The sequence below is a fragment of the Parasphingorhabdus sp. W113 genome (genome assembly GCF_055693205.1).
Window position 1 is genome coordinate 2781297 of the sequence record NZ_CM146328.1, and the last position, 12672, is coordinate 2793968.

The 12672-nt window shown below is 59.7% G+C and carries 13 protein-coding genes and 1 tRNA gene; 8 read left to right on the forward strand and 6 right to left on the reverse strand.

Annotation, left to right across the window (positions count from 1 at the left end; all coding sequences use genetic code 11):
- Positions 1-35 precede the first annotated feature (35 nt).
- Both ACZ1GS_RS13455 and pabB read right to left on the reverse strand, forming a co-directional pair.
- On the reverse strand, positions 36-467 hold the full coding sequence (locus ACZ1GS_RS13455) for a hypothetical protein (RefSeq protein ID WP_472695687.1): 432 nt from the start codon (positions 465-467) through the stop codon (positions 36-38).
- Positions 464-2263: an aminodeoxychorismate synthase component I gene (gene pabB / locus ACZ1GS_RS13460; RefSeq protein WP_472695688.1), complete on the reverse strand. Its 1800-nt coding sequence runs from the start codon at positions 2261-2263 to the stop codon at positions 464-466. The genes ACZ1GS_RS13455 and pabB overlap by 4 nt, the downstream gene beginning before the upstream one ends.
- Positions 2264-2334: 71 nt before the next feature.
- Here pabB and ACZ1GS_RS13465 point away from each other — a divergent pair, with 71 nt between their 5' ends.
- From ACZ1GS_RS13465 to ACZ1GS_RS13485, 5 genes are all read left to right on the forward strand, one after another.
- Positions 2335-4269: a S9 family peptidase gene (locus ACZ1GS_RS13465; protein ID WP_472695689.1), complete on the forward strand. Its 1935-nt coding sequence runs from the start codon at positions 2335-2337 to the stop codon at positions 4267-4269.
- A 3-nt stretch (positions 4270-4272) separates the two neighbouring features.
- Positions 4273-6945 carry a DUF2339 domain-containing protein gene (locus ACZ1GS_RS13470; RefSeq protein ID WP_472695690.1) on the forward strand — a complete coding sequence of 891 codons (2673 nt, stop codon included), beginning with the start codon at positions 4273-4275 and terminating at the stop codon, positions 6943-6945.
- Positions 6946-6949: 4 nt separating this feature from the next.
- Entirely contained in the window at positions 6950-7375 is a 426-nt protein-coding gene (locus ACZ1GS_RS13475) for a response regulator transcription factor (protein ID WP_472695691.1), read from the forward strand.
- A gap of 95 nt (positions 7376-7470) precedes the next feature.
- Complete coding sequence (locus ACZ1GS_RS13480; RefSeq protein ID WP_472695692.1) at positions 7471-8022, forward strand: DUF4199 domain-containing protein; 552 nt, start codon at positions 7471-7473, stop codon at positions 8020-8022.
- A gap of 31 nt (positions 8023-8053) precedes the next feature.
- Complete coding sequence (locus tag ACZ1GS_RS13485) at positions 8054-8428, forward strand: VOC family protein (RefSeq protein WP_472695693.1); 375 nt, start codon at positions 8054-8056, stop codon at positions 8426-8428.
- A 16-nt stretch (positions 8429-8444) separates the two neighbouring features.
- Here ACZ1GS_RS13485 and ACZ1GS_RS13490 read toward each other — a convergent pair whose 3' ends face one another.
- A complete protein-coding gene (locus tag ACZ1GS_RS13490) occupies positions 8445-9125 on the reverse strand; it encodes a crotonase/enoyl-CoA hydratase family protein (RefSeq protein ID WP_472695694.1) in 681 nt (226 codons plus the stop codon).
- 161 nt (positions 9126-9286) lie between these two features.
- Positions 9287-9361 (reverse strand) — tRNA-Gly (locus tag ACZ1GS_RS13495).
- Between the two features lie 239 nt (positions 9362-9600).
- Here ACZ1GS_RS13495 and trxA point away from each other — a divergent pair.
- Genes trxA through ACZ1GS_RS13510 form a run of 3 tightly spaced genes read left to right on the forward strand, consistent with a single transcriptional unit; the run spans position 9601 to position 11328 of the window.
- On the forward strand, positions 9601-10515 hold the full coding sequence (trxA, locus tag ACZ1GS_RS13500; RefSeq protein WP_472695695.1) for a thioredoxin: 915 nt from the start codon (positions 9601-9603) through the stop codon (positions 10513-10515).
- Positions 10516-10519: 4 nt separating this feature from the next.
- Positions 10520-11137 (forward strand): LON peptidase substrate-binding domain-containing protein, encoded by a 618-nt coding sequence (locus tag ACZ1GS_RS13505; RefSeq protein WP_472695696.1) that lies wholly within the window; start codon positions 10520-10522, stop codon positions 11135-11137.
- Positions 11134-11328 carry a Trm112 family protein gene (locus ACZ1GS_RS13510; protein WP_472695697.1) on the forward strand — a complete coding sequence of 65 codons (195 nt, stop codon included), beginning with the start codon at positions 11134-11136 and terminating at the stop codon, positions 11326-11328. The genes ACZ1GS_RS13505 and ACZ1GS_RS13510 overlap by 4 nt, the downstream gene beginning before the upstream one ends.
- On the opposite strand, the gene ACZ1GS_RS13515 is transcribed toward ACZ1GS_RS13510, so the two are convergent.
- Both ACZ1GS_RS13515 and ACZ1GS_RS13520 read right to left on the reverse strand, forming a co-directional pair.
- The gene (locus ACZ1GS_RS13515; RefSeq protein WP_472695698.1) at positions 11303-11956 is read right to left on the reverse strand and encodes a MarC family protein; all 654 of its coding nucleotides are present in this window, start codon (positions 11954-11956) and stop codon (positions 11303-11305) included. The genes ACZ1GS_RS13510 and ACZ1GS_RS13515 overlap by 26 nt on opposite strands.
- Complete coding sequence (locus ACZ1GS_RS13520) at positions 11953-12669, reverse strand: hypothetical protein (RefSeq protein ID WP_472695699.1); 717 nt, start codon at positions 12667-12669, stop codon at positions 11953-11955. The genes ACZ1GS_RS13515 and ACZ1GS_RS13520 overlap by 4 nt, the downstream gene beginning before the upstream one ends.
- Between the last annotated feature and the right edge of the window lie 3 nt (positions 12670-12672).

Below are 12672 nucleotides of genomic sequence, written 5' to 3' on the forward strand. Positions count from 1 at the left end.
ATCAAAAGAGGGGCTGGTTTGCTGCGGTCTACAAATCATAAAATCGCCCACCACACAAATCTCAAAATTATGGGGATGACCGGACCGATCAGTCCGGCCACGATGGAGACTATCAATCCCAAACCCAGCAAAACCAAGTCAAATTTCTCGCGCTTCAAAATCACCGACGAAACAAGATGGCAGCCTAACATCAAGCTCGAAAAGACAAAAAACGCGCTCGCCAACTGCGGATAGCTGAAACCCGCGCCCAATACATGGTGCACGACGACAAATATGAAGAAAGCAAAAGCAAGAAAAAGGAGAACAGCGATCGCAATCAGACTCGAAAACATGGTTAGACCGCCAACCTGCCCCTTACTGCTCACGAACATAACCCAGGCAGAAAAGGTGATCGCCAATCCGAGAATACCCATTGCCAGGCCGACGCTGACAAACGCGACAAAATTGGAAACGGGCTCCAGGATCACTGTCTGGCGACTTTCCCTCTCACCATCCCCCGCAGACTGTTCCCTAACCAAAAGCCGTCGGCCAAATCATCAACGCGCAAATCCGCTTCCACGGCCTTGCCCTGTTCGAGCAACTCCGCGCGCAACACGCCGGGGAGCAGGCCGCGGGACAAGGGCGGGGTCAGCAATTTTCCGTCGCGCTCGACAAAGACGCTCCAGATCGCGCCTTCGGTGACATAGCCATCGGCATCGACAAAGACCGGATGCACGCCGTCGTCGAGATCCGGGGCAGCATAGACGCGGCGGTCGCTGGTTTTATGGTGCAGGCGGAAGTCCTCGGCCTGCGCCTGCATCGGCACCAGTTTGACCGGAACCGCGTCGTTGAGGGGCGCCGGCATTGGCTGCAATTCAATCGCGACAGCACCGGACCGGGCAAGCATCAGACGCACTTTCGCCCGTTGATCCTGGTGAAAGGTGATGGCCTGAATCGTGTTGCGGGCGGCGTGGCGATCAAATTCGAAGTCGAGCGCGGCGGCGCTTTTTTTCATCCGTTCGAGATGCGCTTCGAGCCGCGCAATCCCGTGCATCGGATCGAACATCATCGTCTCGATCAGATCCACGCTGACATCGTGACCGTTGCCATTTTTCACGGCAGCAAATCTCCCCTTGGCAAGACATTCCCGCCATTCATCAATCCCGTTGGAGTCCGCTACTATGCCAGAGCCGAGGCCGATGGAAAGAGTTTCTTGCTCGACATTGAGCATCATGGTCCGGATCGCCACGTTGAATGCGGCATCGGAATGGCCATTTTCGCCGGGTGGATCGATCCGCCCGATCGAGCCGCAATAGATGCCCCGTTCGCGTTGCTCGAGGTCGGAAATAATCTCCATCGCACGAATTTTGGGCGCACCGGTAATCGAGCCGCATGGGAAAATCTCGCGGATCAGGTCGGTCGGTCGCTGATCGGGGGCCAATTGTGCGGTGACCGTCGAGGTCATCTGGTGGATGGTTGGATAGCTTTCAATCTGGAACAGATCCGGCACCTTCACACTACCGGGCACCGCAACCTTGGACAGGTCGTTGCGCAGCAGGTCGACAATCATCAGATTTTCGGCGCGCTGTTTGGGATCCTGCTGCAATTCTGCGCGCACGGCTGCATCCTTATCGGGATCGCCTTCGCGCGCCGCTGTGCCTTTCATCGGCTTGGCGGTAACGCGGCCGTCTTTCAGCGCGAAGAAAAGCTCGGGCGAAAAAGACAACAGCCAACGGGTGCCATCGAAAACCACCCCGCCATAGCCGGCGCCCGCTTGCGCCCGAATGGCCGCGTATAGCGCCAGCGGATGGCCGGCATAGCGCGCCGTGGCGGAAAAGGTGAGATTGGCCTGATAGATATCGCCTGCCTCAATATAGCCGATAACCTGTTCAAAAGCCTTGCGATACTGGTCCTGAGAGACATCGGGCCGCAGCGCGCCGATCCACGCACCGGACGGATCGGGCAGATGATCGGTCAGTTGCTCCGGAGCGATCGACCTATAGTCCGCGAACACTCCAAACCAGAGCAACGGACCCGCGGGATTGGCCGGCAGATGATGGATCAGCCGGTGCTCGAGGGCCAGGCCGGCTTCGTAAGAACAATAGCCCGCAACATGGGACCCGCTGTCGGTGGCGCTGGCAATCCGGGTGAAGCAGCTGTCGAGGGCGCCGGGGTCGTCGGTGGTGATGATTGCAACCGGATCCCGATAGAGCCGCGCCGGCGCCGCATCGGACGAGGTTCGGGCATCATCCAGCAAAATGAAGGGGTTGTTGTCGACGACCATCTCCTCTCCCTAATTGCTTTTCATGTGGTTCGTCCATAAGCATGACAAAAGTGGATTGGGAGAGACGCACCATGCACAAAGTTATTATCGGCCTGGCGACGACCATCTGGGCCTTTGGACAGCCGGCTGCCGCCGAAGAATTTGCGCCGAAACCCGCGGCGCTGGTGGCGGATCAGGTGCCCGCCATTCCGCAGGCAGTGGTTGAGGATACCCGGCCCTATATGGAATTTCGCACTGCTGGATTTGTTGACTGGGATCCCCGGACCAAGGCGATGCTGGTCCGCACCCGCTTTGCCGATACCAGCCAGCTGCACCGCGTCGACAAGCCGCTCGGCACGCGCAACCAGATCACTTTTGCCAATGAACCGGTCCGATCGGCCAGCTATTCGCCCGACGGGTCGGTCCTGCTGTTCCAGAAAGACAGCGGCGGCAACGAGGTGAACCAGATTTTCGCGCTCGAAGACGGCCGTCCGAAAATGCTGACCGATGGCAAGAGCCGCAATCGGCTGGGGCCCTGGTCGAACAACGGAACGCGGGTCGCCTTTGGCTCCAACAAGCGCACCGGATTGTACAACGACATTTATCTGATGGACCCGGCGCAACCGGAAGCCGCCACCATGCTGGTGGCATCCAGTGGCGGGGGCTGGTTTCCGATCGATTTCTCGCCGGACGACAAATATCTGCTGGTGTTCAACTATGTCTCGGTGACCGACAACCAGCTCCATCTGATCGATCTGGCCAATGGCACGTCGCGCAAGCTGACCGACAGCAGCAAGCCGGTCGCCTACAACGGACTGCGCTTTGCCCCCGATGGGCGCCTCTGGGCCTCTTCCGACGACGGCAGCGATGTGAAGCGGCTGGGCGTGGTCGATATCGACACTGCCAGCTTTAGGCCGATTATTGACGAAAAGACCTGGGATGTTTCGGACTTTGACATCAGCAAGGACGGTCGATGGATCGCCTATGAAGTCAACCAGGCCGGCCGATCGGTGCTCAAAATCTATGACATGAACAGCGGTGCAGTCCGGCCGGTCACCGCGGTACCGGCGGGCGTCATCGGCGGCTTGAAATTCGCGCCCTGGGGCGAACTGGGCTTCACCCTCAACTCCAACCAGACCGGCAGCGACAGCTACAGCCTCGATCCCGAGACCCTGGTCCTCACCCGCTGGACGCGCAGCGAGACCGGTGGTCTGGATGCAAGCCGCAATGTAGCCCCCGAACTGATCGAGATTAGCAGCTTTGACGGCGAGAAAATGTCCGGCTTTCTCTATCGTCCGGACCCCAAGAAGCATAAAGGCAAACGCCCGCTGATCATCAATGTTCATGGCGGACCGGAAGGCCAGGCCACGGCCCGGTTTCTCGGCCGCAACAATTATCTGATCAACGAGCTGGGCGTGGCGATCTTCTATCCCAATGTCCGCGGATCAACCGGCTTTGGCAAACGGTTCGTCGCGCTCGACAACGGCCCGTGGCGGCGGGCCAATTCGGTCGAGGATATCGGCGCCTTTCTGAAGGGCCTGCGCAAGGATCGGCGGATTGACAGGAAGCGGATTGCGATCACCGGCGGCAGCTATGGCGGCTATATGACTCTCGCTTCGATGCTGCGGTTCAAAAGCCAGCTCAGGGCCGGACTGGAAATTGTCGGCATCTCCAATTTTGTCACTTTTCTGGAAAACACCCAACCCTATCGCCGCGACCTGCGCCGGGCCGAATATGGCGATGAACGGATTCCCGAACAGCGCGCCAAGCTGGAAGAAATCAGCCCGCTGGGCAAGGCCGACCAGATCGACCTGCCGCTGATGGTGGTCACCGGGGCCAATGATCCGCGGGTGCCGGCGAGCGAAGCCGACCAGATCATCGCAGCCGTGCGCAAGAACGGCAATGCCGCCTGGCACCTGCTCGCCAAGAACGAGGGGCATGGTTTCCGCAAGAAGGCCAATGCCGATTATCAATTCTGGGCCTCGCTGCTGTTCTGGCAGAAATATCTTCTCGGCGAGGATCAATAGTTCATGGAAATGCTGCTCTTTGCGGGGGTGATCCTGCTGTTCGTGCTGGTTCTCGATGCGCGGCGCACCATCGCCCTGTTGCGCACCCGTATCGAGCAGATGGAGCAGGCGATTGGGCGGCGCACCGCCGACGCGGCGCCAACCGCAGAGCCCGCGATTGCACAGGCGGGCGAAACCAGACCAGCTCCCGCCGAGAAAGAAACCCGGCGCGCCGCCAAAGCGCAGCCCAAAGCCGCCCGCGAGAGCATTCCCGCTCCCGAACCGGCAAGCGTCCGGCAAGCGGCCCCGCAACCAAGTCCGACGCCGCCAAAAGCGCCAGCACCGCCGCCCAAACCGAAAGTCAGCGCCGCCAAACGGTTTGAAGATCTGATCGGCGGCAAATTGCCGATCTGGATTGGCGGCATCGCGCTGATCTTCGCAGGCTTTTTCCTCGTCCGTTTTTCGATTGAAGCCGGTCTGTTCGGCCCGCTGGCCCGTTGTATCACCGCCGCCCTGTTCGGCCTGCTGCTGATCGGTCTCAGCGAATTTGGCAGCCGGATTCCCAAATTCGGCTATATTTTCGCCGACGAACCGCGCATCGGCCATTCGATCGCGGGGGCCGGAATCGCGATCCTCTACGCAACCTTGTATATGGCCAGCGAGCTTTATGGCCTGATCGGTCCGATCGGCGCCCTGGTCGGCGTGGCGGCCGTCACGATCCTCGCCTTTGCCCTGTCCCAGCGCCACGGCCCGGCCACCGCGCTCATGGGTCTGCTCGGCGGCTTTGCCGCGCCTTATGTCGCCGGTCTGGGGCCAGAATCAATCGCCCCGTTGCTCATCTATCTCGGCGTGTTCACCGCTGGCCTGTTCGGTCTTGCGATCCATCGCGGCTGGGCCTGGTTGGCGCTGCTCGCCACCGGCGGCAGCGTGTTGTGGACCACCGCCCTGCTGTTCATGGACCTCGGTAGCGATGCTGGCTTTGTCGGCGCCTTTGTCACCTTGCTGGCGATTGGCAGCGTACTGACCCTGTCGCGGACCGGCGGCAGCTTTGGCATCCCCAAGACCGTCCTGCAGATCATCCCGCTGGGCGTCGGCCTGTTGCAATTGATCCTGCTGGCTCCGCTGATTTCCTTCTCCGTCACCAGCTGGATTTTCTTTGCGATATTGTCGCTATTTGCGATCGCACTCGCGTGGAAGGACGAGGCGCTGACCCCCGCCGTAGCGGGTGCGCTGGCGCTCAATGTCGCGATGATCGCCGCCGCCTTTGCCGATGGCGGTGCCAACCGGCTGGAACTGACGGCGGCCAGCGGCTTGATCCTGCTGTTCGCGGTCGCGGGCCATATTTTCTCGACCCGCGCCCAAAGCGGCTGGCTATGGGCGGTTATCGGGCTGCTCGCGCCCATCGCCTTGTTGCTGACCGGATATGTGTTCGGTGATCTCGACTGGCCCGACAATCGCTGGGCGATTGCCTGCGCGGTCGTGGCGATCAGCACCGCAATCATGGCCTGGCGAACGCGCGCAACCGGTCAAGCACTCCCCCTGCCCTTGGCCAGCGGCTTCACCGCAATCCTGCTCGCCATCGCCCTGTGGATCTGGTTGCCCGAATCGGCTGCCGCCATGGTCACCATCGTGATTGCCGCCGGTCTCTCCTATTGGGCCACGTTTACAGAGCGCCGCGCCGTGCTTGCCCAATCGATCGTCGCGATATTATTTGGCGGCCTGCTGATGGCCATTCAGGCGGCAGGCCTGATCGAAGTGCAATTCGCCTCACTGTTCGGAGAAACCGATCTCTACCGCTATTTGCCGGAGGTGGCACCGATGGTCCTGCGCTTATTGTTACCGGCGCTGGGCATTGTCGCGATCAGCTTCTGGTTCCGCGGGGCGTTCAACCGCAGACCGGCGCTGGCAATCGCCACGCTTGGCGGCGCGGGGACGCTTGGCTTCGTCTATCTGCTGGCCAAACAACCGCTCGCAATCGGCCCGTTTCAGGAGTTTGTCTCCTATGGCTTTGTCGAGCGGGGGCTGTTTACCCATGCGCTGGCGCTGGCTGGCTGGCTGTTGCTGCAGCGCCCATGGCCGGAAAAATGGCTGCGGTCCCTGCAAGTTCTCGGCGCTGTTTGTGCCGGTCTGGCGCTGTTCCGATTTGTCTATTTCGATATTTTCCTGCTCAGCCCGACCGCGGTCAAACAGGCGATGGGCCCGGCGCCAATCGCCAATCTCGGCACGCTGCACTATGGGCTGGCCATGGTCTGGCTCTGGCTCTTCGCCCGGACCAGCGCGGTCCGCGAAACCGGTTCCCGACTGGTTCGGCCGCTGGAAATTGCGAGTTTCTTTGCCGCGATCATCACAATCCTGATCACCGTGCGCCAGGCGGTCCATGGCACGGACATCGCGACACCGCCCTTCACATCGACCGAAACCTATCTGTATAGCGCCGGCTTGATGGGCCTCGCCCTCGCCTGGCTGACACGCGGCATCCAGACGAGCAGCGGGCTGCTGAGAATCGCCGGGCTCTTATTGCTGACCCTGGTTACCTTCAAGGTGTTCGTCATTGATGCGGCGCAGTTGGAAGGCCTGTTGCGGATCCTGTCCTTCCTCGGACTGGGCATCGCATTGCTTGCCATTGGCTGGGTCTATGGCAAGATCATGCGGACGGAAGAAACAGCCACGGAAGGAGCCAGCGACACCGCGGAATAGGGCGATGACAAAATCTGTTTTCAGCACGATCATCCTCTATGCCATGCTGTTGGCGCTGGCGACCTTTGCCCTGCAGTGGCTGGAATATAAGGTCTTTCTGAAAACCATGCCGACCAGTTTCTATATCATCCTGGTGGCGGTGTTTTTCATATCCCTCGGCATCTGGATCGGGCACCGGCTGACCGCCCGCCAGAAAAGCGAACCGTTTGAACAAAATGACCGGGCCCTGACCGCGCTGGGTATTTCCCGCCGCGAACTGGAAGTGTTGCAGGCGCTGGCCGCAGGCCAGTCCAACAAGGAAATTGCGCGCAGCCTCGGGGTCTCGCCCAATACGGTTAAAACCCATATCGCCCATCTGTTTGAAAAACTGTCGGTTGATCGGCGTGTCCTGGCGATCGAAAAAGCCAAATCCCTGGAGCTTATTCCATAGTCGGAACGGGCGATTATCCCCCAGTCACCCATCCGGGTGATTTCCACCACCGCCATTGTGCGCCATAGCAGGAGCCCATATCGGAGGGAAAATCAATGATACGGTTTACATTGCTGATGCTGAAAATCGCGGTGGTTTATGGAGTCATCTCGGGGGCTATTGTGATCTGCACGATGATCTACGGCCTGGCCGCCAGCGGCGCCGCTGGCTTTTTTGCTTCGGAAGCTTTCGGTTATCTGATGATGCTGATCGCCCTGTCGATGATCTTCATTGGCGTCAAACGGTACCGCGATCTCGAATTGGGCGGCGTGATCAAATTTGTACCGGCCTTTGTGCTCGGCCTCGCCATTGCCGCCATTGCTGGTGTGATCTATGTCTGCGTGTGGGAATTCTATCTCTACAGCACCGACTATGCCTTTATTGAAGATTATATATCGGCGATAATCGAAGCGAAAAAAGCCGAAGGACTCAGCGGTCCCGGTCTCGACAAACTGTTGGCGGAAATGGAGGTTTTAAGGGCCGACTATGCCAAATTCTATATCCGGCTACCGATGACCTTTCTCGAAATCTTTCCGATTGGTCTGATCATCGCCTTGCTGTCGGCCACCTTGCTGCGCAATCCAAAACTGTTGCCGGCAAAAGCATAACCCACTTCAACCCGCCTGAAAGGAATGACATATGCAACTTGGAGCCTTCTCGGTCAGTCTCGCGGTCAAAGACCTGACCGCCTCACACGCCTTTTACCAGAAACTCGGTTTCACCGATTTTGGCGGTGACAAAAGCCAGAACTGGCTGATCATGAAAAATGGCGACACCATTATCGGTCTGTTTCAGGGCATGTTCCCGGACAATATCCTGACCTTCAATCCCGGATGGGACAGCAATGCCCAGACGCTCGACGACTTTACCGATGTTCGCGCCCTCCAGGCCGATCTGAAGGCCAAAGGCGTGGAACTGACCACCGAAGCCGATCCGGACAGCAAAGGGCCCGCCAGTTTTACCGTTGTCGACCCGGACGGCAATGCGATCCTGGTCGACCAGCATGTCGGCTAGGCGGTAACCGGCGCAGCTACAGGTTGGGATGATTGCCGATACTCGCGCGGATCGCGTCGAGCGTCGGCTTGCGCAGAGCGGATTTCTGATAGGCATAGGCGCGCGTCGACAGACTGCCCAGCTGCCCGGCAATCGCCACCGCCTGTCCGATCACCTTGTCCGGCGCGGTCAGCATATCGAGATAGCCCGCATCCACGGCGCCCTGCGGGTCATAGATAAAGGCTTGGATCATCGCCCGGGTGAGATGGCGCGGACTCAACCGGTCGCGCGCCAGTTCCAGCGCAAAGACCGGCAAAGTCATCCCGGTTGCCGATTCATTGGCCCCCAGCTTGAAATCCCCTGCCGCCCCGACACGGGTATCACAGGCCAGCAGCATGAATGTGCCCATCGCAATTGCATGGCCGGTACAGGCGCCGACCACCGGCAGCGGGCCGCCATAAAGGCGGAGCAACAGCTCGCTCGCCCGGTCGAGCAGCCGCACCGCATCCTCTGGCTGGAAATTCGCCATCGCCTTGAGGTCAAACCCGCCGGAGAATCGTCCGTCCCGTCCAGCGATGACAATCGCCTTGGCGTCCGCCTCGGCCTGGTCAAGGGCATCGTTCAAAGCTTCCATCAGGTCAAAATTGACCGCATTGGCTTTGCCATCATCCATGGTGATCAAGGCCACATCGCCTTGCTTGTCGACTGTGATGCTCATCGTAAAATCTCCGAATATCCAAATTTAACTGATTGGTTAAATCGGACAGAGCATCGCCGTCAACCGCTAAATTGCTAGCTTTTCTGGCAATCGAACGCGAAATATCGCGCGATCGCACCATGCCGTAACGGCATATCCTTAGCGGTGGTCTTGAAAAAATCTGGAGCGGGCGAAGAGATTCGAACTCTCGACCCCAACCTTGGCAAGGTTGTGCTCTACCCCTGAGCTACGCCCGCTCGGCGGCTGTGACATGGGTATCGTCATCAGCAGTTGAGGCGCGCGGTTAGCATGGGTTATACAGCCCGGCAAGCCCCATTTTTCATTCCTTCGCCGGGAAAAGTAAAAATATGCTTGGCTTTGCCCTCAGCAACCCCACATAAAGCCCAGAGATAATGGCAATAGACGCGCGATTCTTCCTTTTGAAGAACCGGCGCGGACAACAGAATTGCCGCGAGAAAACAGACAGGAGCACATATTGGCGACCGCAGGATTAACCGTCGACGAGCAAAAAGCCGTACAAGAATTTCAGCAGGCCGTGGTGACCCCGAGCATGGACAAGCTGGTCATCGTGGATTTCTGGGCCGAATGGTGCGGCCCGTGCAAGGCGCTGACGCCGGTCCTCGAAAAAGTGGCCGCCCAATATGCCGACAAGGGCGTCGTGCTGGCCAAGATCAATGTCGATGAGAACAAGTTTATCGCCTCGCAATTTCAGGTGCAGTCGATTCCGACCGTCTATGCCATTTTCCAGGGCAAGCCGGTCGCGGATCTCACGCCCGCCCGCACCGAAAGCCAGCTGTCCCAGATGCTCGATCAGTTGCTCGCACAACTGCCGGTCGGACAGGCCGGAGGCGAGCAGCCCGCACAGGATATCGAACCGCTGATCGCAATGGGTGAACAGACGATCAGTGATGGCGACGCCGACCGCGCCGCCAGTATCTTCGCCCAGATTCTCGACATGGCACCGGATAATGCTGAAGCGCTTAGCGGACTGGTCCGTGCGCTGGTATTGGCCGATCATCTGCCCGAAGCCGAAGCGGCGTTGGCGAGCGTTCCGGAAGCGCTGGCCGCCGACCCTGCCATCGATCGGGCCCGCGCGGCGCTCGCCCTCGCCAAGGACAAGCCGGATGATAGCGAAACCGAAAATTTGCGCGCCGCTGTTGAAGCCAATCCTGCAGATCATCAGGCCCGTTTCGATCTTGCCAGCGCGCTGATCGCATCGGGCGATCATGATGGCGCGGCCGAGCATCTGCTGACGATCATCGCGACCGACAAGGACTGGAATGACGGCGCCGCCCGCGCCAAGCTGCTGTCGCTGTTTGAAGTGGTCGGTCTGGAAGATGACTGGGTCGCCGCCACCCGGCGCAAGCTTTCCGCGATTTTGTTCGGTTAGTCGGATGGAGCAAAAACGCCTTTCCATCTTTCCGCTGGCCGGCGCCTTGCTGTTCCCCGGCATGCACCTGCCGCTGCACATTTTCGAGGAGCGCTACCGCGCGCTGATCAATGATGCGATGGCGCGCGATCGCCAGATTGGCATGATCCAGCCCAAGTCCGATGGCGAACATCCCGAGCTATTCTCGGTCGGCTGCGTCGGCAAGATTGTCGATATCGAGGCGCTGGATGACGGGCGGTTCAATATTGTGCTCGAAGGCGTCGCCCGCTTTCGGGTGATCGAGGAACTGGATGCCTCTACCGCTTTTCGACAGATATTGGCGGATGTCGAAGAGAATATCGAAATGGACGAAGTGCTGGCCAGCACCGAGCGCGCGGCACTGGAAATCGAATCCCGCAAATTTGCGGAAGCGCAGGGCTATCAGGTCGACTGGGACTCAATCGGCCGCCTCGACGATATGTCCTTCGTCAACGGCATCGCCCAGATTGCCCCGTTTGACGCCGCCTCGAAACAGGCCTTGCTCGAAATTGACGGACTCGCAAACCGGTCCGAACTGATCATCCAGTTGCTGGAATTTTTCGGGCGACAGGACGGCGACGACGGGCGCGTGACGCTCCAGTGACCGACGGAGAGACCACGGCATCGCCGCCGATAGACCCGACATTGCTCGCCAAACTGGTCTGTCCGGTCACGCGCGGGCCGCTCGATTATGACGAGGCCGCGCAGGAACTGATCAGCCAAAAGGCCGGCGTCGCCTATCCAATCAGGCGCGGGACCCCCGTCATGCTTATTGAAGAAGCGCGACCGCTATAGCCGCTTTGGGCGGGAAACTACCGATCACACCGTCGACCACGAACTGCACCGCCAGCGCGCCGAGCAAGACGCCCAATACCCGCGTGACCACCGCTTCGACATTGCCGCCAAGGACTCGCAACAGCGGCCCTGCCAGTAACAATCCCACCAGCGTCAGCAACAAGACCGCCGCCAGCGCGCCGAGAATGACGAATGTATTCTCGATGCCCTCATTTTGCGACATCAGCAGCATGACTGCGGCGATGGACCCTGGCCCGGCAATCATCGGCATCGCCATGGGGAAAATCGAAACATCCTCGATTTCCGGCTTGTCCATAATATCCTGGGCGCGGTCCTCGCGGCGCTGGGTGCGCTTTTCGAAGACCATTTCCAGAGCAATGATGAACAGCATGATCCCGCCAGCAATGCGGAAACTGTCGAGACTGATCCCGAGCGCGCTCAGCAATTGCTCGCCAAAGGCGGCGAACACGACCAGGATCAGCGCCGCCACGGCAATCGCGCGAAATGCCATGTTGCGGCGTTGCGCCGGCGGGGCGTTGTTGGTCAGGCTGCCATAAATCGGCGCGCAGCCGGGCGGATCAATCACCACGAAAAAGGTGATGAAGGCAGAGATAAACAATTCGGTCATGGAGCTGGCGGCGCCAACTTGTTGGTGACCACCGGTTCAAAGGCGGTACCGGTCCACAGCGAAACGGTGATCTGACGGCGGCCATCGGGATATTGCTCGGCAACCCAGATCAGCGTGCGGTCGGTGGACTGCCCGGATTTCTGTTTTCCGCCCGGGATCGGACGGTTCGCCGGCACCACGACATCGCCTTTGCAGGACGCGATTTCGCTGCTGACAAAATCCGGTTCGGCCAACGGTTCATCCACCGACTCGCCATGATCCAGCACCCATTTCCAATCGGCTTCCTTGCCACGAAAACGGCGCTCTTCGGCGTCCTGTTTCTGCCAGATGGTGGTGAAATAGCCGGTGCCCTTCCGCCCCTGCCAGGCTCCGGTTGAAGCCCCCATGCTGCCGTCACAGGACATATAGATGCGATGCGGTTGCCAGTCGACCGCGGTCGGCGGGTCGGCCTTGCCCTTGAGCCAGACTTGCGCGCTCATCAGATCGGGAACGAACATCACCGCATCAGCGGTGGCGGTCTTCCGAAAGGCGGTCCACTGCCCTTCTTCCCGAGCCAGGCGGGCAAAGGAGAGTTCAGCTTTGACCACCGCGCTTGGGTTCGCCACGGGCTTGCCCGCCGTGCGCGCAAACCGCTCGCGATCCGATGGCCCGCCAGTGCTTGCGCAACCAGCCAGCGCCAAGGATAGAGCGGTAACCGCCAATATTGTCTTCATGAC

Coding starts and splice junctions, on each gene's coding strand:
- pabB (WP_472695688.1), bottom strand. CDS start 2,263: ATGGTCGTCGACAACAACCCCTTCATTTTGCTGGATGATGCCCGAACC.
- ACZ1GS_RS13465 (WP_472695689.1), top strand. CDS start 2,335: ATGCACAAAGTTATTATCGGCCTGGCGACGACCATCTGGGCCTTTGGA.
- ACZ1GS_RS13470 (WP_472695690.1), top strand. CDS start 4,273: ATGGAAATGCTGCTCTTTGCGGGGGTGATCCTGCTGTTCGTGCTGGTT.
- ACZ1GS_RS13475 (WP_472695691.1), top strand. CDS start 6,950: ATGACAAAATCTGTTTTCAGCACGATCATCCTCTATGCCATGCTGTTG.
- ACZ1GS_RS13480 (WP_472695692.1), top strand. CDS start 7,471: ATGATACGGTTTACATTGCTGATGCTGAAAATCGCGGTGGTTTATGGA.
- ACZ1GS_RS13485 (WP_472695693.1), top strand. CDS start 8,054: ATGCAACTTGGAGCCTTCTCGGTCAGTCTCGCGGTCAAAGACCTGACC.
- ACZ1GS_RS13490 (WP_472695694.1), bottom strand. CDS start 9,125: ATGAGCATCACAGTCGACAAGCAAGGCGATGTGGCCTTGATCACCATG.
- ACZ1GS_RS13505 (WP_472695696.1), top strand. CDS start 10,520: ATGGAGCAAAAACGCCTTTCCATCTTTCCGCTGGCCGGCGCCTTGCTG.
- ACZ1GS_RS13515 (WP_472695698.1), bottom strand. CDS start 11,956: ATGACCGAATTGTTTATCTCTGCCTTCATCACCTTTTTCGTGGTGATT.
- ACZ1GS_RS13520 (WP_472695699.1), bottom strand. CDS start 12,669: ATGAAGACAATATTGGCGGTTACCGCTCTATCCTTGGCGCTGGCTGGT.